A 17,065-nucleotide genomic window follows, 5' to 3' on the forward strand; every position below is an offset into this window, starting at 1 on the left:
AAGGAGGGACGTCGATGAGCACGAAGGACTTCGTCGAGAAGGACTACTACAAGGTCCTCGGCGTCCCCAAGGACGCCACCGAGGCCGAGATCAAGAAGGCGTACCGGAAGCTCGCCCGCGAGAACCATCCGGACGCCAACAAGGGCGACACCAAGGCCGAGGAGCGCTTCAAGGAGATCTCCGAGGCGAACGACGTCCTCGGTGACCCCAAGCGGCGCAAGGAGTACGACGAGGCCCGCGCGCTCTTCGGGAACGGCGGCCTCCGGGCCGGCGGTCCCGGCGGAGGCTCGTTCAACTTCGACCTGGGCGACCTCTTCGGGGGCGCCCAGGGCGGGGCCGGCGGCTTCGGCGGCGGTGGCGGCGGCATCGGGGACGTCTTCGGCGGCCTGTTCAACCGCGGCGGTGGCGGCGCCCGCACCCAGCCGCGGCGCGGCCAGGACATCGAGTCCGAGGTGACCCTCAGCTTCACCGAGGCCATCGAGGGCGCGACCGTGCCGCTGCGGATGTCCAGCCAGCAGCCGTGCACGGCGTGTTCGGGCACCGGCGACAAGAACGGCACCCCCCGGGTGTGCCCGACCTGCGTCGGCACCGGGCAGGTCTCGCGCGGCAGCGGCGGCGGCTTCTCGCTCACCGACCCCTGCGTGGACTGCAAGGGGCGCGGCCTCATCGCCGAGACCCCCTGCGACGTCTGCAAGGGCAGCGGCCGGGCCAAGTCCTCCCGCACCATGCAGGTCCGCATCCCGGCCGGCGTGAGCGACCACCAGAAGATCCGGCTGCGCGGCAAGGGCGCGCCGGGCGAGCGCGGCGGGCCCAACGGCGACCTGTACGTCGTGGTGCGCGTCGACGCCCACCCGGTCTTCGGCCGCAAGGACGACAACCTCACCGTCACGGTGCCGGTCTCCTTCACGGAGGCGGCGCTCGGCGGCGAGGTCAGGGTGCCGACCCTCGGCGGCCCCGCGGTCACCCTCAAGCTGCCCGCGGGCACGCCGAACGGCCGGACCATGCGCGCCCGGGGCAAGGGCGCGGTCCGCAAGGACGGCACGCGCGGCGACCTGCTCGTCACGGTCGAGGTCGCCGTGCCGAAGGAGCTGGACGACAAGGCACGCGAGGCCCTGGAGACCTACCGCGAGGCGACCGCCTCCGAGGACCCGCGGGCCGAGCTGTTCCAGGCCGCGAAGGGAGCGTGACCCGGTGGAAGGGCGCCGACGCAATCCGTACGAACTGACCGACGAGTCGCCGGTGTACGTCATCTCGGTGGCGGCCCAGCTCTCCGGTCTGCACCCCCAGACCCTGCGTCAGTACGACCGGCTCGGCCTGGTCTCCCCGGACCGCACGGCGGGCCGGGGGCGGCGCTACTCGGCCCGTGACATCGAACTGCTCCGCCAGGTGCAGCAGTTGTCGCAGGACGAGGGCATCAACCTGGCCGGGATCAAGCGCATCATCGAACTGGAGAACCAGGTCGCGGCGCTCCAGAGCCGGATCGCCGAGCTGTCGGCGGCCGTGGACGGGGCCGCGGCGGCGATGCGGCAGCGCGAGGCCCAGGTGCACGCCTCGTACCGGCGCGACCTCGTGCCGTACCAGGACGTGCAGCAGGCGAGCGCGCTGGTGGTCTGGCGCCCCAAGCGCGGCGAGTAGCACCGCCGTTCACCGTGCCGTGGAGCCCTGTGCCGCGAGGCCCCGTCGTGAGGCCCCCTCCACTTCCGTGGAGGGGGCCTCACGCGTGCTCCGGACACCCCCTAGTCGTCCCGGTCGAGGATGCCCGACTGGGCGATGAGGTAGCCGAGCTGGGCCCGGCTGCCGCTGCCGAGGGTGGCGGCGAGCTTGGCGATGTGGGCCCGGCAGGTGCGCACGTTCATCCCGAGCCGGCGGGCGATGGCCTCGTCCACGTGCCCCTCGACGAGGAGCCGGGCGATGGAGCGCTGGACGCCGCCGATGCCGTCCACGGAGGGCCGGTAGGGGACTTCCTCCTCCCAGGGGACGCCGTGCAGCCAGAACTGCTCGAAGACGCCGACGAGATACTGGACCAGCCCCTCGTGCCGCAGTTCCAGGGCGACCTGGCGGTCGCTGCGCGCCGGGACGAACGCCACCTTCCGGTCGACGATGATCAGCCGGTCGATGATCTCCTCGAGGGTGCGCAGGACGAGCCCGTAGGGGGCGACCCGCTCGACGTAGGCCAGGGTGGCGGGGTGGTGCCGGGCGGTGTGCTGGTAGAGCGTGCGCATGCGGACGCCCCGGTCGAGCAGGGGCTCCATGCGCCGCAGGGCCGCTTCGAGGGTGTCGGGGCGCCGTCCGCTGCCCGGCTGGACGGTGAGGAGTTCCACCGTGCACTCGCTGATGACCCGGTCGAGGGTGGCGTTGATGACGCTGAGGCCTTCGAGGACGGTGATCGCCTGGGTGGCGGAGGGGTCCGGCGTGTGGATGGCGAGGAACGGCTCGAACACGTCGGCCAGGGCGATGGCGTGCTGGCGGCGTGCCTGGATCTCCTGCTCTATGGGGTGGATGAGCTGGTTGAGGGCGATCGTGGGCGGGATCGGGTGCAGCCACTCGCTGTCGTCCGGGTCCGGGTGCAGGAGCGACAGCTCCTTCAGGCAGGGGGCGGCCGTGACCTCCGCACGGGCTATCCGACCCGTGCGAAGGGCCTTCGCGTACAGCTCCTTGCCCACGTCGCACAGTTCCCCGTGACTGTGCTTATGTCCGGAACCGTCACATTCAAGCCCCATTTACACCCCCTCAGGGTCATGCATTACAGGAACATGATGCCCGGCTTGGGTAGTGAAAAGGAGCGGGTGTGAGCCATCGTCTAGAGCGCGGGGGGGAGGCAGTGATCAAAAGAGGTGGAGATCGGCCATGACCAGGATGGTTCGTGCACTTGGCGCCATAGCCGTTGCGGCGGCTGCTCTCGGTGCGCTCGCCGTGGGCGAGCCCTCGTGGGAGGCGCACCCGGTGCATTCGGTGGCGGGGCAGAACGAGCCCTCGTGGGAGACCGCTCCGGCGGTGCTCGCCAAGCCCGGTGAGCCCTCGTGGGAGGTCGCCCCGCTGGAGGGCGAACCCTCGTGGGAGGTCGCGCCCAAGGACGCCGGCGCATGAGCGTCCCGCCGGACGACCGCAGGTTCCGCCGCGAGATGGCCTCGGCCTACCGATCCGGCTGGCACTTCGTCGACCTCGCCACGGCCATCCCCCACCGCGGCGACTCGCTGAAGGTCACCCTCTTCGGAGAACCGATCGTCGTCGCACGGGAGCAGGACGAGGACGTCCGCGCCTACCGGTGCCTGCGCCGCCCGCGCGGAGCGCCGCAGCCCATCCGCTGTGCCATCCGGTACGGCATGATCTTCGTCAACCTCGACCAGCGCGACCACCAGTTGATCGAGCCCGAGACCATCACCGCCACCCCCCGCAGTGCCTGAGCGATCCCCCCGTCGTTGTAGGTCGCCCAGGTACTTCCCCCACACAGCGGCGCCATCGCGGACCTGAAACGCGATGGCGCCGCTGTGCTGTGCCCGTGTTCCCTCCGGGCGCCCCGCGCGTCAGGCGCGGCCCATCGCCCGGGTGAGGGCGATCTCGATCACGACCCGGTCCGGGTTCGGCGCCGGCGTGCGCCCGTAGCGCTCCGCGTAGCGGGTGACCGCGTCCGCGACGACCTCCGGCTCCGTGCGGATCCGGGCGACGCCCTCCAGGGTGGCCCAGCGCCCCTTGTCGACCTGGCAGACCGCGACCCGCGCGCCCTCCGCGCCCGCCGCCAGGACGTTCGCGACCTTCCGGCTGTTCCTGTTGGTGATCACGCGCGCGCACCCGCCCTCGGGGTCGTACGTGACGCCGACCGCGACCACGTGCGGGGTGCCGTCCGGGCGCGGGGTGGTCAGGGTGCTCATGTGGTACTCGCGCCAGAAGCGGAGATACGACTCGCCGGGGTTCCTGGGATCCGTTGCCATGCCCGGAAACTACCCGGGGAGGACTCCCGTCGTTAACTTGAGCGGTATCGACTCAACTTTGTGTACTCTAGAAGGGTCACGGAAGTCGTGGAGACGTCGTGGGACGACGTCGTGGAGTGGATCCGTACGGGATCCACGGAGGCACCCGCACGCCGAGGAGGAGCACCGCACATGGACGCCGAACTGACCAACAGGAGCCGGGACGCGATCAACGCGGCCACCAGCCGGGCCGTGTCCGAGGGGCACGCGGACCTGACCCCGGCCCATCTGCTGCTCGCCCTCCTCGCCGGTCAGGACAACGAGAACATCACCGACCTGCTCGCCGCCGTCGAGGCCGACCAGGCGGCCGTGCGCGCCGGGGCCGAGCGGCTCCTCGCCGCCCAGCCGAGCGTCGCCGGGTCCACGGTCGCGCCCCCGCAGCCCAACCGCGAACTGCTCGCGGTGGTCGCGGACGCCGCGAAGCGGGCCGAGGAGCTCGGGGACGACTTCGTCTCCACCGAGCACCTCCTCATCGGCGTCGCGGCCCAGGGAGGCCGCGCCGGTGAGATCCTCGACCGGCAGGGCGCGAGCGCGAAGAGGCTGCTGGACGCCTTCGAGACGAGCAGGGGAGGACGCCGGGTGACCACACCCGACCCGGAAGGGCAGTACAAGGCGCTGGAGAAGTTCGGCACGGACTTCACCGCCGCCGCGCGCGAGGGCAGGCTGGACCCGGTCATCGGCCGCGACCACGAGATCCGGCGCGTGGTCCAGGTGCTCTCCCGCCGCACCAAGAACAACCCGGTCCTCATCGGCGAGCCGGGCGTCGGCAAGACCGCCGTCGTCGAGGGCCTCGCCCAGCGGATCGTGAAGGGCGACGTCCCCGAGTCCCTCAAGAACAAGCGGCTCGTCTCGCTCGACCTCGGCGCGATGGTCGCCGGCGCGAAGTACCGCGGCGAGTTCGAGGAGCGCCTGAAGACCGTCCTCTCCGAGATCAAGGAGAGCGACGGCCGGATCATCACCTTCATCGACGAGCTGCACACGGTCGTCGGCGCGGGCGCCGGCGGCGACTCCGCCATGGACGCGGGCAACATGCTCAAGCCGATGCTGGCCCGCGGCGAGCTGCGGATGGTCGGCGCCACCACCCTCGACGAGTACCGCGAGCGGATCGAGAAGGACCCCGCCCTGGAGCGCCGCTTCCAGCAGGTCCTGGTCGCCGAGCCGACCGTCGAGGACACCGTCGCGATCCTCCGCGGCCTCAAGGGCCGGTACGAGGCCCACCACAAGGTGCAGATCAACGACTCCGCCCTGGTGGCCGCCGCGACCCTCTCCGACCGGTACATCACCTCCCGCTTCCTGCCCGACAAGGCCATCGACCTCGTCGACGAGGCCGCCTCCCGGCTCCGCATGGAGATCGACTCCTCCCCGGTCGAGATCGACGAGCTCCAGCGCTCCGTGGACCGCCTCCGCATGGAGGAGCTGGCCCTGAAGAACGAGACGGACGCGGCGAGCAAGCAGCGCCTGGAGAAGCTGCGGCGCGACCTCGCGGACCGCGAGGAGGAGCTGCGCGGCCTCACCGCCCGCTGGGAGAAGGAGAAGCAGTCCCTCAACCGGGTCGGCGAGCTGAAGGAGCGCCTGGACGAGGCCCGCGGCCGCGCCGAGCGCGCCCAGCGCGACGGCGACTTCGACACCGCCTCCAAGCTGCTCTACGGCGAGATCCCGGCCCTGGAGCGGGAGCTGGAGGAGGCCTCCGAGGCCGAGGCCCAGCAGGAATCGGCCAAGGACACGATGGTCAAGGAGGAGGTCGGCCCCGACGACATCGCGGACGTGGTCGGCTCCTGGACCGGCATCCCCGCCGGCCGTCTCCTGGAGGGCGAGACGCAGAAGCTGCTCCGCATGGAGGAGGAGCTCGGCAAGCGGCTCATCGGCCAGTCCGAGGCCGTCCGGGCCGTCTCCGACGCGGTGCGCCGCACCCGCGCCGGGATCGCCGACCCCGACCGGCCCACCGGCTCCTTCCTCTTCCTCGGCCCGACCGGCGTCGGCAAGACCGAGCTGGCGAAGGCGCTCGCGGACTTCCTCTTCGACGACGAGCGGGCCATGGTCCGCATCGACATGTCGGAGTACGGCGAGAAGCACTCCGTCGCCCGGCTCGTCGGCGCGCCCCCCGGCTACGTCGGCTACGAGGAGGGCGGCCAGCTCACGGAGGCGGTCCGCCGCCGCCCGTACAGCGTGGTCCTGCTCGACGAGGTGGAGAAGGCGCACCCGGAGGTCTTCGACGTCCTGCTCCAGGTCCTCGACGACGGCCGGCTCACCGACGGACAGGGCCGGACGGTGGACTTCCGCAACACCATCCTGATCCTGACCTCGAACCTGGGCAGCCAGTACCTGGTGGACCCGGCGACCCCGGAGGACGTGAAGAAGCAGCAGGTCCTGGAGGTCGTGCGGGCCAGCTTCAAGCCGGAGTTCCTCAACCGGCTCGACGACCTGGTGGTCTTCTCGGCCCTCGACCGGACCGAGCTGGGCCGGATCGCGCAGCTCCAGATCGGCCGGCTCGCCAAGCGGCTCGCCGAGCGGCGCCTCACCCTGGACGTCACCCCGGAGGCCCTGGAGTGGCTGGCCGACGAGGGCAACGACCCGGCGTACGGCGCCCGCCCGCTGCGCCGCCTGATCCAGACGGCGATCGGCGACCGGCTCGCCCGCGAGATCCTGGCGGGCGAGGTCCGCGACGGCGACACGGTCCGGGTGGACCGGTTCGAGGACGGCCTGATCGTGGGGCGGGCGGCCCGCTGACCGCAGGTCGGACGCGTACGAGGGCGGTCTCCCCGTCCTCGTACGCGATCGTGACGTCCACGAACAGCACCTCGTCGTACGACGCCCGCACGCACACGTTCACCTCGCAGGAGTACGCGGGCTCCCCGGCCGGACAGGTGGCGGCCAGCCAGGCCCCGACCCCGGCCCGGTCCGTCCGGAACTCGGCCACGACCCGCGTCTCCTGCCAGTGGGCCGCCGTGCACCGGGCGTCCCGGGCGTCCACCGGGAGGGTCCCCCGGGCGAAGGTCATCACTTCGGCGCAGCCGGCCGGCTTCGGCTCCCCGATCCCGTCCCAGGCCGCCGCTCCCCAGGCCGACAGGGCCATTGGTCCGCCGCAGACCACCGTCATCAGGGCCGTGGCCCGGACCCAGGTCCACGGCCGCGTCCTCACCGGTTTCCGTCACGGCACCGTCTCGTCACCCATGGGCACCAGATCTTGTCAGCCCGCAGCGGATCGCGGGAGCAGGGGTTGCCACGGACCGCCCGGGATGGGAGAGGATGGCGAGCATCCGTACGAAGGGAAATACACGGTGAGCATCGACCCGTCCTCGATTCCGAATTTCGGGGGCCAGCCCCAGCCTCAGGCCGCAGGACCGGCGGGCCCCGTCGTCCCCGACCAGGACCTCGTCAAGCAGCTCCTCGAGCAGATGGAGCTGAAGTACGTCGTCGACGACGAGGGTGACCTCGCGGCGCCGTGGGAGGAGTTCCGCACCTACTTCATGTTCCGCGGCGAGGACGAGCAGCAGGTCTTCTCGGTCCGGACGTTCTACGACCGCCCGCACTCGGCCGACGACCGCGCGCGCGTCCTCGACGCGATCGACGACTGGAACCGCCGCACCCTGTGGCCCAAGGTCTACACCCACCTGCACGAGGAGGAGGACGGCTCCGCCACCCTCCGCCTCATCGGCGAGGCCCAGATGCTGATCGGCACCGGCGTCTCCCTGGAGCACTTCGTGTCCTCCACGGTGAGCTGGGTCCGCGCCTCCATCGAGTTCGACAAGTGGATCGTGGAGCAGTTCGGCCTGGAGTCCCCGGAGGACAAGGCCGAGGGCGACGAGGCCTGAGTCCCGCCCGAGCGCGAAGGAGCCCGGCCCCCGGAAAGGGGGCCGGGCTCCTCGCTTCCCGCCCTCAGGCCAGTCGCTTGAGGCGGGAGACGGCGTCCTCCAGGACCTCGGTCCGCTTGCAGAAGGCGAAACGGACGAAGGGGGCGCCCGCCTCGCGGTGGTCGTAGAAGACGGCGTTGGGAATGGCGACCACCCCGGCCCGCTCCGGCAGGGAGCGGCAGAAGGCGAAGCCGTCGGTGGCGCCGAGGGGGCGGATGTCGGTGGTGACGAAGTAGGTGCCCGAGGGGCGGTAGACCTCGAAGCCCGCCTGCGCGAGGCCCTCGCTCAGCAGGTCCCGCTTGGCCGCCAGGTCGGCGCGCAGGCCGTCGAAGTACGCGGCCGGGAGCCGGAGCGCCTCGGCGACCGCGTACTGGAACGGCCCGGAGGAGACGTACGTCAGGAACTGCTTGGCCGCGCGGACGGCCGAGATCAGCTCCGGGCTCGCGGTGACCCAGCCGACCTTCCAGCCCGTGAACGAGAACGTCTTGCCGGCCGAGGAGAGGGTGACCGTGCGCTCCCGCATGCCCGGCAGGCTCGCGAGCGGCACGTGCTCGGCGCCGTCGAAGACCAGGTGCTCGTAGACCTCGTCCGTGACGACGAGCAGGTCCCGCTCGACCGCGAGCTCGGCGACGGCGGTCAGCTCGGCCCGGGTCAGGACGGTGCCGGTGGGGTTGTGCGGGGTGTTGAGCAGGATCAGCCGCGTCCGGTCGGTGACGGCGGCCCGCAGCTCGTCCAGGTCGAGGACGTAGGCGCCCTCGTGCGGGCGGAGCGTGACGGGGACGCGGGTGCCGCCGGCCATCGCGACGCAGGCCGCGTACGAGTCGTAGTACGGCTCCAGGGCGATCACCTCGTCGCCCGGCTCGACCAGGGCGAGGAGCGAGGCCGCGATCGCCTCGGTGGCGCCCGTCGTGACGAGGACCTCCGCGTCGGGGTCGTACTCCAGGCCGTACCGCTCCCGCTGGTGGTCCGCGATCGCCGTCCGCAGCTCGGGGACGCCCGGCCCCGGCGGGTACTGGTTGCCCCGGCCCTCCCGCAGGGCGCGCACCGCCGCCTCCCGGACCTCCTCCGGGCCGTCGGTGTCGGGGAAGCCCTGACCGAGGTTGATCGCCCCCGTCCTGGCGGCGAGCGCGGACATCTCCGCGAAGATCGTCGTGCCGAACTCGGCGAGGCGGCGGTTGAGCGGCGGTCGTGTCATGCCCGCCATCCTGGGGCCAAGCTCTGGACTTGCTCAAGTGTGCTTTGGGCCGGGAACGGCATGGGAATCTCCCTCGCACAGAAGAACGGGGGCAGTACTCATGGCACTCATCATCGGCACCTTCCTCGTGGTGGCGGCCGTCGTCGTCACCGGACTCGTCACCACCGCCGAGAAGCGGCGCAAGGCCGCCGCCCGGCGCGCGGCCATCCGCAAGGCACTCACCGCGTACCGCGTCGCCGCCGCCCGCTCCGGGAGCGGGAAGCGGAGCGGCCGGCGGAAGAGCAGCAGCGGCGGCGACGGCGGCGGTGGTGGCTGGATCGGCAGCTCCTGCGGATCCAGCAACTCCTGTGGTTCCGGCAGTTCCTGCGGTTCCGGCAGCTCCTGCGGGGGCGGCGGATCGAGCTGCGGGGGTGGCGGCGGCTGCGGCGGCGGCAGTTGAGCGGGCGGGCCGCCGGCCACGGGGGTGTCGGCGGCCCGCCGGTACGAGCACGCGGGCGGGCGGGCTCCGGCCGCTACGAGCACACGGGGCCGCCCGCCGGCGTGCGCCCCGGCGATCGATTCCGGTTGAACAAGTGAACTGTGGGCTCCCCGAAGGGGTTGGAAACCACGGCAAGTTGGGTAAAAACGCTGCGAGTCGTCCGGCGTCCGTGGTTCTCTCGCTCCTGTCAGAGACAGCCCTCGGACCGTGTGTGGACCCGAGCCGGCGATTCCCCACTCCCGTTGAAGTCCTTCACCGGGGCGCCCCCGGCCCACCCGTCAAACCGTGTTTGCGGAGCCGACCCATGCTCACCACCCTGAAGACCTCCTACACCGATACGCGCGCGGCCGACCTGGCCTGGGCGCTCGGGCGCGAGCCGCTGCCCGCCCTCGCCGTCCTCGACCTCGAACTCTCCGGCGCAAAGCTCCAGTTGAGGCTGCTCGGCGCCTCCCACCAGGTCCTCCTGGAGGAGGAGGGACGCACCTGTTCGGAGACCGTGGCGTGCATGCCCGGCAGCAGCACCCCGCTCCCGCTCGGCGTCTCCAAGCGCGTCGGCGGCTGGGAGTACGAATTCGCCGCGCGCGTCGAGACGCTCTCGGACGGCTCCTTCGCGGGCCGCGCCCAGGAGTTGCTCGCGCTCGTCGCCGACCACCCCCACGGACTCGCCGGCACCTTCCCCGGCTCCCCGCACGCCTTCACCGCCCTCCTCGCCCAGCGGCACGAGGGACAGGTGCGGTGGCGCACCTGGCACGCCTACCCGCAGGAGGGACAGTTGGTGGTGACCAGGACCAGGGTCGGCGTGCGCATGCCCGCCGCACTCTGATGCGCCCCCCGAAAGCCCCATGTGCACCCGTGCGGGTGACGAGGGGCGCTCGGGACGCGACGTAGCGTTACCGCATGATCGAGCCGACCGTGACCATGCGACCCCAGGAGCGGGTGGGGCGGGCGCCCGCGCGGCGGCCCGTCCGGCCCCGCGAGGCGGTGCGGTTCCCGGTCCTCGCGGTGGTCTTCGTCTGCGCCGCCTGCGGCCTGGTCTACGAGCTCGAACTGGTGGCGCTCTCCTCGTACCTGATCGGGGACTCGGTCACCCAGGCCTCCGTCGTGCTCTCCGTGATGGTCTTCGCGATGGGTCTCGGCTCGCTCCTCGCCAAGCGGCTGCGCTGCCGCGCCGCCGTCGGCTTCGGCCTGGTCGAGGCCGCGCTCGCGCTGGTCGGCGGCTGCTCGGCGATGGTGCTGTACGCGGCCTTCGCCTGGTTCGGCGAGTCGCGGTACGTGGTCGTGGCGTTCTCGCTCGCGATCGGGGTCCTCATCGGCGCGGAGATCCCCCTCCTGATGTCGCTGATACAGCGGACCGGAGGGAGGGGGGCGCCCGGGGAGCAGGACGACGCGGCCGGGACGGTCGCCGACCTCTTCGCCGCCGACTACGTCGGCGCGCTGGTCGGCGGCCTCGCCTTCCCGTTCCTGCTGCTCCCCTGGCTCGGCCAGCTCACCGGCGCGCTCGTCACCGGCGCGGTGAACGCCGTCGCGGGCGGCGGGCTCGTCCTCTGGGTGTTCCGCCGCGACCTGACCGCCCGCTCCCGGGCCCTGCTCCTCGCCGTGAACCTGGGCGTCCTGGCCGTCCTCGCCACCGCGACCGTCCTCGTCGACGACTTCGAACAGGCCGCGCGCCGGGCCGTGTACGGGGAGCACGTGCGGGTCGCCGTCCACACCGACCTCCAGGAGGTCGTGGTCACCGGGGGCCCGGAGGGGCCGCCCGACCTGTTCCTCGACGGCCGGCTCCGGGTCTCCGGCGAGGACGAGTACCGCTACCACGAGGCGCTCGTCCACCCCGCGATGAACGGCCCGCACGCGCGCGTCCTCGTCGTCGGCGGCGGGGACGGGATGGCCGCCCGCGAGGTGCTGCGCCACCCCGGCGTCCGGTCCGTGACCGTCGTGGAGCTCGACCCCGGGGTCGTCCGCCTCGCCCGCACCGATCCGGCCCTCGCCCGGCTCAACGGGCGGGCCTTCCGCGACCCGCGCGTCCGGGTGGTCCACGAGGACGCCTTCCACTGGCTGCGGGGAGCCGCCGACCGGGTGCGGGAACGTTACGACGTGGTGATCTCCGACCTGCCCGACCCCGGGATCACCCCCAGCACCAAGCTGTACTCGGAGGAGTTCTACGGGCTCGTGGCCCGGGTCCTCGACCGGTCCGGGCGGTTCGCCGTCCACGCCGGCTCGGTCACCGACCGGCCCCACACCTACTGGACGGTCGACTCCACCCTGCGCGCCGCCGGCTTCGCGACCCGGCCCTACAGCGCGAGCGGCCGCACCCCCGGCTTCGCCGCGGGCCCCGACCGCGCCGACCGCGCCGCCGGTACGGGCCCCGGGCCCTGCGACTGGGGCTTCCTCCTGGCCGTCCCCGGCGACCGGCCGCCCGTCCTCGGCCTCGACCCCGACGGGCCCCGGCCGCGCTCGCTCGACGCGGACGCCCTGGCGGCCGACGCCCGCCGCGCCGAACGGACCCGGAGCGCCCAGGCCCCGCCCTCCTCGACGCTGGTGCACCCGCGGTACGGCGACTGAGGGGCGGGAGCGCCCTCGGCACGGCGACCGAGGGGCCGGGGCCTCCGGTGCGGGGCGAACAGGCGACGCGGGGCCCCGGTCTGAGTAGGCTCGGCTTCCATGGAGCATGAGGTGTTCGTCCCGGTACCGGCCGAGGCCCTGCGCGCGACGCTCACGGACCCGGCCCGCGTGGTGCGCTGCGCGCCCGGTCTCCAGCGCGACGCCGACGCGGAGGGGGACCCCCTCGGGGGCCGCCTCAAGGTCCGGATCGGCGGCCACACCATCACCTACCGGGGCGCGCTGCGGATCGTCGAGCGGGACGGCGCCATCACCTACGAGGGCGAGGGCGTCGAGGTCCGGGGCAAGGGCGGGGCGGAGCTGTCGCTCACCGTGGTCCTCACCCCGGTGGCCGAGGGCACGAACCTGAGCTTCACGGGCGCCCTGTCGGCGACCGGCCGGCTGGCCGACGAGACGGACGGGACCCGGGCCGCGACGGGCGCCCGCCTGCTCGACCGGTTCGTGGAGGCGCTGGTGGGGGAGGCGGGGGCGCCCCTGGAAGGGGGCGCGGACGCCGGTGCCGTCGCCGATCCCGTACGTGACGCGCCTGACGCACCCGATGCGCCCGACGTGCGCGACGCGCCCGGCGTACTCGATGGCGAAGGCGCCGACCGTCTCGACGACGGCAGCCGTCTCGACGACAACGACGGTGTCGACGACGGCGTGGAGGAGCCCGACGCCCGCGGCTCCGTCTTCGACGCACCGGTGCCGCCCCCCGCCCTCGACCCCCTCGCCGACGAGGGCTTCGGGGACGTGCCGGTCGAGTTCCCCGCCCCGCAGCCCGCCGCCGAGGCCGCCCACGCGCGCCGGACCATGATCGGCCGGAGCGCCGAGGAGGTCGACCACGCGCCGCCGCGCGGCCGGTACGCCCCCGTCCCCGCCCCGGAGGCGGGCGGCGCCGGGGCCACCCTGCGCTGGATCGCCCCGGCTGCGGCCCTCGCGCTCGCCTCCGCCGTCGTCGTGGGCCGGGCCCTGCGGCGCCGCCGCTGAGAACCCGCTCGGCGGCGCCGCCGAAACGGTCGGCCGCGTTCCGTGGTCCACGGGCTTAGGGTCGAAGCGTGAGCATGCAGACGCGACTGACGGCGGGCGACGCCGAGTTGACCATCAACCCCGACAACGGCTGCCGGATCGAGGGCCTGCGCATCGGCGGCACCGAGGTGCTGCGCCAGGGCGAGCGGTACGGAAGCTTCCCGATGGTGCCCTGGTGCGGGCGGACCGAGAACGGGCGCTTCCGCAACGGCGCCACCACCCATCAGCTCCCGGTCAACGCGCCCCCGCACGCCATCCACGGCACCGTCCGCGACCTCGCCTGGAAGACCGCCCGCACCTCCGCGACCGAGGCCGTCCTCGTCTGCGAGCTGGGCGACCCCTGGCCGTACGGGGGCCGGGTCACCCAGGTCTTCGAGCTGGCCGAGGACTCCCTCACCCTCCGCTTCGGCGTCGAGGCCTACGACGACTCGTTCCCGGCCCAGGCCGGCTGGCACCCGTGGTTCCTGCGCAACCTCGGGCGGGGCGGCCAGGACGTACGGGTCGACTTCGCGCCCGCCTGGCAGGAGGAGCGCGGCGCGGACCACCTCCCCACCGGCCGCCGGATCGACCCCCTCCCCGGCCCCTGGGACGACTGCTTCGGCATGCCCGGCGGCGTCGACGTGACCCTCACCTGGCCGGAGGAGCTGGAGCTGAAGGTCACCAGCCGCGCCGAGTGGGTCGTGCTCTACGACGAGCAGGCGGAGGCCGTCTGCGTCGAGCCGCAGTCCGGCCCCCCGAACGGCCTCAACACCCACCCGCGCCTGGTCACCCCGATCGACCCCCTGGAGATCGGGAGCACCTGGAGCTGGCGCCGCCTCTGACCAGCGGGCCCCTTAAGCTCAGCAGCATGACTGACGTACGCGCTGAGCTGCTCCAGCAGATCAAGGACAAGGCCGTGGTGCACGGCAAGGTGACCCTCTCCTCGGGTCTGGAAGCCGACTACTACATCGACCTGCGCCGGATCACGCTGGACGGCGAGGCCGCCCCGCTGGTGGGGCAGGTCATGCTCGACCTCACGGCCGACCTGGACTTCGACTGCGTCGGCGGCCTGACCCTGGGCGCCGACCCGGTCGCCACCTCGATGCTGCACGCCTCCGCCGCGCGCGGGCAGCGCCTGGACGCCTTCGTCGTGCGGAAGGCGCAGAAGGCGCACGGCATGCAGCGCCGCATCGAGGGCGCGGACGTCAAGGGCCGCCGCTGCCTCGTCGTCGAGGACACCTCCACCACCGGCGGCTCGCCGCTGACCGCCGTCGAGGCCGTCCGCGAGGCGGGCGGCGAGGTCGTCGCCGTGGCGACGATCGTGGACCGGGGAGCCTCCGGTGCCATTGCCGGGGCGGGGCTGCCGTACCTCACCGGCTACCACCTGGGCGATCTCGGCCTGGCGTAACTGCCGCGAAGTCGTGACGTAGGTCCCGGGTCGGGGGTAGAGCGGCTCTGACCTGCACTTTCTTCCAGGGGCGGGGTGTTTCACGTGAAACACCCCGCCCCTCGGCGTGCCGGGCCCATGGGAGCCCGGACGAGAGTCTGGAAGGATGGGGGCGACGATGACGTCGCCCCCAGGTCAGGGACAGCAACAGCACACACCCCGCACATCACAAGGAGCGGACGAATGCCCATCGCAACCCCCGAGGTCTACAACGAGATGCTCGACCGGGCGAAGGCAGGCAAGTTCGCCTACCCGGCCATCAACGTGACCTCGTCCCAGACCCTGCACGCTGCTCTGCGCGGCTTCGCGGAGGCCGAGAGCGACGGCATCATCCAGATCTCGACCGGCGGCGCCGAGTTCCTGGGCGGTCAGTACAACAAGGACATGGTCACGGGCGCCGTCGCCCTGGCCGAGTTCGCGCACATCGTCGCCGCGAAGTACGACATCACGGTCGCCCTGCACACCGACCACTGCCCGAAGGACAAGCTGGACGGTTACGTCCGTCCGCTGCTCGACGTCTCCGCCGAGCGCGTCGCCCGGGGCGACAACCCGCTGTTCCAGTCGCACATGTGGGACGGCTCCGCCGAGACCCTCGCGGACAACCTGGCCATCGGCCAGGAGCTGCTCGCGAAGGCCGCCGCCGCCAAGATCATCCTCGAGGTCGAGATCACCCCGACCGGCGGCGAGGAGGACGGCGTCACCCACGAGATCAACGACGAGCTGTACACCACCGTCGACGACGCCATCCGCACCGCCGAGGCCCTGGGCCTGGGCGAGAAGGGCCGTTACCTGCTCGCCGCGTCCTTCGGCAACGTGCACGGCGTCTACAAGCCGGGCAACGTCGTGCTCCGCCCCGAGCTGCTCAAGGACCTCCAGGCCGGCGTCGCCGCGAAGTTCGGCAAGGCCGACCCGTTCGACTTCGTCTTCCACGGCGGCTCGGGCTCCACGGCCGAGGAGATCGCCACCGCCCTGGAGAACGGCGTCGTGAAGATGAACCTCGACACCGACACCCAGTACGCCTTCACCCGTCCGGTCGTGGACCACATGTTCCGCAACTACGACGGCGTCCTGAAGGTCGACGGCGAGGTCGGCAAGAAGTCCACCTACGACCCGCGCACCTGGGGCAAGCTGGCCGAGGCGGGCATGGCCGTCCGCGTGACCGAGGCGTGCGCCGCGCTGCGCTCGACCGGCACCAAGCTGAAGTAAGCGTGTGAGGGGCGAAGGGCCCGGCACCCCGCTCCCGGGGTGCCGGGCCCTTCGCGTGCCGACGAGGAGGGTGAGAGGGCCTGATGTACGACTTCGACCGGGAGATCGACCGGCGCGGGACCTGGTCCGTCCAGTGGGACGGGATCGCGGACCGCTTCGGCGTGTCCGACCTGCTGCCCTTCACCATCTCCGACATGGACTTCGCCTCCCCGCCGGAGGTCCTCGCCGCCCTGCGCGAGCGCGTCGGCCACGGGGTCTTCGGCTACACGGACTGGCGGCTCGGCGACTTCCGCGAGGCGATACGCCACTGGTACGCGACCCGGTACGACACCGCGATCGACCCGGACTCCCTGGTGTACGCGCCCTCCGTGCTCAACCAGCTCTCGCAGCTCCTGCGGATGTGGACCGCGCCCGGTGACGGCGTGGTCGTCCACACCCCCACGTACGACGGCTTCCGCAAGGCCGTGACCGGGCTCGGGCGCGAGCTGCGCGGGGTCCCGGTCGGGGACGCGGAGGCCCTGGAGCGCGAGCTGGCCCGGCCGGACAGCCGGATGCTGCTGCTCTGCTCCCCGCACAACCCGACCGGCCGGGTGTGGACGGAGGCGGAGCTGACCGCCTTCGCGGAGCTGGCCGAGCGGCACGGCGCGAGCGTCGTCAGCGACGAGATCCACGCGGACCTGACCGGCGAGGGCCACCGGCACGTGCCGTGGACCCGGATCGCCGAGCGGGGCCGGGGGCGCCGCTGGGCGCTGGTCACCTCGGGCACCAAGGCCTTCAACTTCCCCGCGCTCTCCGGCTCGTACGGGATCGTGGGCGACCCCGACGAGCGCGAGGCGTTCGTGCGGCGCATGGAGACCGGCGAGGGGCTCGCCTCGCCCGCCGTGCTCTCGCTGACCGCCCACATCGCCGCGTACCGGCACGGCGCGGCCTGGCTGGACGAACTGCGCGGCTACGTCGCGGGCACGATGGAGCTGGTCCGGGAGCGGTTGGCCGAGGGCCTTCCCGGGGTGGTCTGGGAGCCCCCGCAGGCCGGCTACCTGGCCTGGATCGACCTGCGGCCCCTCGGGATCGAGGAGACCCGGCTCCAGGAGGAGCTGGTGACGGCGGAGAAGGTCGCGATCATGCCGGGCGGGACGTACGGCACGCCGGGCTTCGTCCGGCTGAACGTGGGCTGCCCCCGGAAGAAGGCGGAGCGGGGCGTGGAGGCCCTGGTCAGGACGGCCGGGCGGCTGCGGAGGAGCTGAAGGGGCGTCGGGCGGCGGGGCCGGCCGGCCCGCGGAGGCGATACCGGGGGGGCGGAGTGTCGCAGGCGTGTTC

At 72.7% G+C, this 17,065-nt stretch carries 17 protein-coding genes; 14 read left to right on the forward strand and 3 right to left on the reverse strand.

The features are described 5' to 3' along the window. Positions 1–14: 14 nt before the first annotated feature. Together dnaJ and ACFYNX_RS20595 are read left to right on the forward strand one after the other, a co-directional pair. On the forward strand, positions 15–1,187 hold the full coding sequence (dnaJ, locus tag ACFYNX_RS20590; protein WP_125656170.1) for a molecular chaperone DnaJ: 1,173 nt from the start codon (positions 15–17) through the stop codon (positions 1,185–1,187). 4 nt (positions 1,188–1,191) lie between these two features. After that, entirely contained in the window at positions 1,192–1,635 is a 444-nt protein-coding gene (locus ACFYNX_RS20595; protein ID WP_121830304.1) for a heat shock protein transcriptional repressor HspR, read from the forward strand. A gap of 101 nt (positions 1,636–1,736) precedes the next feature. Here the strand turns inward: ACFYNX_RS20595 and ACFYNX_RS20600 are convergent, their stop codons facing one another. Then, a complete protein-coding gene (locus ACFYNX_RS20600) occupies positions 1,737–2,720 on the reverse strand; it encodes a helix-turn-helix transcriptional regulator (RefSeq protein ID WP_185893237.1) in 984 nt (327 codons plus the stop codon). A gap of 127 nt (positions 2,721–2,847) precedes the next feature. Between ACFYNX_RS20600 and ACFYNX_RS20605 the strand changes: the two genes are divergently transcribed. Both ACFYNX_RS20605 and ACFYNX_RS20610 read left to right on the forward strand, forming a co-directional pair. Beyond that, positions 2,848–3,087, forward strand: a complete 240-nt coding sequence (locus ACFYNX_RS20605) for a hypothetical protein (RefSeq protein ID WP_365539568.1) — start codon at positions 2,848–2,850, stop codon at positions 3,085–3,087. Continuing rightward, positions 3,084–3,404 (forward strand): hypothetical protein, encoded by a 321-nt coding sequence (locus tag ACFYNX_RS20610; RefSeq protein WP_030206166.1) that lies wholly within the window; start codon positions 3,084–3,086, stop codon positions 3,402–3,404. Before ACFYNX_RS20605 ends, ACFYNX_RS20610 begins: the two co-directional genes overlap by 4 nt. Before the next feature lie 120 nt (positions 3,405–3,524). Here ACFYNX_RS20610 and ACFYNX_RS20615 read toward each other — a convergent pair whose 3' ends face one another. Further along, positions 3,525–3,929, reverse strand: coding sequence for a pyridoxamine 5'-phosphate oxidase family protein (locus ACFYNX_RS20615; protein ID WP_388663074.1), 405 nt, complete (start codon positions 3,927–3,929; stop codon positions 3,525–3,527). 171 nt (positions 3,930–4,100) lie between these two features. Here ACFYNX_RS20615 and clpB point away from each other — a divergent pair, with 171 nt between their 5' ends. After that, a complete protein-coding gene (gene clpB / locus ACFYNX_RS20620; protein WP_388663076.1) occupies positions 4,101–6,695 on the forward strand; it encodes an ATP-dependent chaperone ClpB in 2,595 nt (864 codons plus the stop codon). Between the two features lie 551 nt (positions 6,696–7,246). Beyond that, a complete protein-coding gene (locus ACFYNX_RS20625) occupies positions 7,247–7,780 on the forward strand; it encodes a YbjN domain-containing protein (RefSeq protein ID WP_365539560.1) in 534 nt (177 codons plus the stop codon). Between the two features lie 64 nt (positions 7,781–7,844). On the opposite strand, the gene ACFYNX_RS20630 is transcribed toward ACFYNX_RS20625, so the two are convergent. After that, positions 7,845–9,014, reverse strand: coding sequence for a pyridoxal phosphate-dependent aminotransferase (locus ACFYNX_RS20630; RefSeq protein ID WP_388663078.1), 1,170 nt, complete (start codon positions 9,012–9,014; stop codon positions 7,845–7,847). Between the two features lie 100 nt (positions 9,015–9,114). Here ACFYNX_RS20630 and ACFYNX_RS20635 point away from each other — a divergent pair, with 100 nt between their 5' ends. The 8 genes from ACFYNX_RS20635 (at position 9,115) to ACFYNX_RS20670 (ending at position 16,992) form a co-directional block, all read left to right on the forward strand. Next, positions 9,115–9,453, forward strand: coding sequence for a hypothetical protein (locus ACFYNX_RS20635; RefSeq protein ID WP_388663080.1), 339 nt, complete (start codon positions 9,115–9,117; stop codon positions 9,451–9,453). A gap of 343 nt (positions 9,454–9,796) precedes the next feature. Beyond that, a complete protein-coding gene (locus tag ACFYNX_RS20640; protein WP_125656061.1) occupies positions 9,797–10,315 on the forward strand; it encodes a DUF2617 family protein in 519 nt (172 codons plus the stop codon). 74 nt (positions 10,316–10,389) lie between these two features. Continuing rightward, complete coding sequence (locus ACFYNX_RS20645) at positions 10,390–12,051, forward strand: polyamine aminopropyltransferase (RefSeq protein ID WP_388663082.1); 1,662 nt, start codon at positions 10,390–10,392, stop codon at positions 12,049–12,051. Between the two features lie 99 nt (positions 12,052–12,150). Further along, entirely contained in the window at positions 12,151–13,077 is a 927-nt protein-coding gene (locus ACFYNX_RS20650; RefSeq protein ID WP_388663084.1) for an SRPBCC family protein, read from the forward strand. 74 nt (positions 13,078–13,151) lie between these two features. Further along, positions 13,152–13,937, forward strand: coding sequence for an aldose 1-epimerase (locus tag ACFYNX_RS20655; protein ID WP_365539807.1), 786 nt, complete (start codon positions 13,152–13,154; stop codon positions 13,935–13,937). 26 nt (positions 13,938–13,963) lie between these two features. Beyond that, on the forward strand, positions 13,964–14,503 hold the full coding sequence (pyrE, locus tag ACFYNX_RS20660; protein ID WP_125667891.1) for an orotate phosphoribosyltransferase: 540 nt from the start codon (positions 13,964–13,966) through the stop codon (positions 14,501–14,503). A 222-nt stretch (positions 14,504–14,725) separates the two neighbouring features. After that, complete coding sequence (fbaA, locus tag ACFYNX_RS20665) at positions 14,726–15,748, forward strand: class II fructose-bisphosphate aldolase (protein ID WP_125667890.1); 1,023 nt, start codon at positions 14,726–14,728, stop codon at positions 15,746–15,748. A gap of 83 nt (positions 15,749–15,831) precedes the next feature. Beyond that, on the forward strand, positions 15,832–16,992 hold the full coding sequence (locus tag ACFYNX_RS20670) for a MalY/PatB family protein (protein ID WP_388663087.1): 1,161 nt from the start codon (positions 15,832–15,834) through the stop codon (positions 16,990–16,992). Positions 16,993–17,065 lie beyond the last annotated feature (73 nt).

The organism is Streptomyces sp. NPDC007872, from assembly GCF_042868165.1.
Taxonomy (GTDB): domain Bacteria; phylum Actinomycetota; class Actinomycetes; order Streptomycetales; family Streptomycetaceae; genus Streptomyces.

What these genes read in the sequence shown, in the direction of transcription:
- ACFYNX_RS20600 (WP_185893237.1), bottom strand. Translation starts at nt 2,720, where the DNA reads ATGGGGCTTGAATGTGACGGTTCCGGACATAAGCACAGTCACGGGGAA.
- ACFYNX_RS20610 (WP_030206166.1), top strand. Translation starts at nt 3,084, where the DNA reads ATGAGCGTCCCGCCGGACGACCGCAGGTTCCGCCGCGAGATGGCCTCG.
- ACFYNX_RS20640 (WP_125656061.1), top strand. Translation starts at nt 9,797, where the DNA reads ATGCTCACCACCCTGAAGACCTCCTACACCGATACGCGCGCGGCCGAC.
- ACFYNX_RS20635 (WP_388663080.1), top strand. Translation starts at nt 9,115, where the DNA reads ATGGCACTCATCATCGGCACCTTCCTCGTGGTGGCGGCCGTCGTCGTC.
- dnaJ (WP_125656170.1), top strand. Translation starts at nt 15, where the DNA reads ATGAGCACGAAGGACTTCGTCGAGAAGGACTACTACAAGGTCCTCGGC.
- fbaA (WP_125667890.1), top strand. Translation starts at nt 14,726, where the DNA reads ATGCCCATCGCAACCCCCGAGGTCTACAACGAGATGCTCGACCGGGCG.
- clpB (WP_388663076.1), top strand. Translation starts at nt 4,101, where the DNA reads ATGGACGCCGAACTGACCAACAGGAGCCGGGACGCGATCAACGCGGCC.
- ACFYNX_RS20605 (WP_365539568.1), top strand. Translation starts at nt 2,848, where the DNA reads ATGACCAGGATGGTTCGTGCACTTGGCGCCATAGCCGTTGCGGCGGCT.
- ACFYNX_RS20615 (WP_388663074.1), bottom strand. Translation starts at nt 3,929, where the DNA reads ATGGCAACGGATCCCAGGAACCCCGGCGAGTCGTATCTCCGCTTCTGG.
- pyrE (WP_125667891.1), top strand. Translation starts at nt 13,964, where the DNA reads ATGACTGACGTACGCGCTGAGCTGCTCCAGCAGATCAAGGACAAGGCC.
- ACFYNX_RS20650 (WP_388663084.1), top strand. Translation starts at nt 12,151, where the DNA reads ATGGAGCATGAGGTGTTCGTCCCGGTACCGGCCGAGGCCCTGCGCGCG.
- ACFYNX_RS20630 (WP_388663078.1), bottom strand. Translation starts at nt 9,014, where the DNA reads ATGACACGACCGCCGCTCAACCGCCGCCTCGCCGAGTTCGGCACGACG.
- ACFYNX_RS20655 (WP_365539807.1), top strand. Translation starts at nt 13,152, where the DNA reads ATGCAGACGCGACTGACGGCGGGCGACGCCGAGTTGACCATCAACCCC.
- ACFYNX_RS20670 (WP_388663087.1), top strand. Translation starts at nt 15,832, where the DNA reads ATGTACGACTTCGACCGGGAGATCGACCGGCGCGGGACCTGGTCCGTC.
- ACFYNX_RS20645 (WP_388663082.1), top strand. Translation starts at nt 10,390, where the DNA reads ATGATCGAGCCGACCGTGACCATGCGACCCCAGGAGCGGGTGGGGCGG.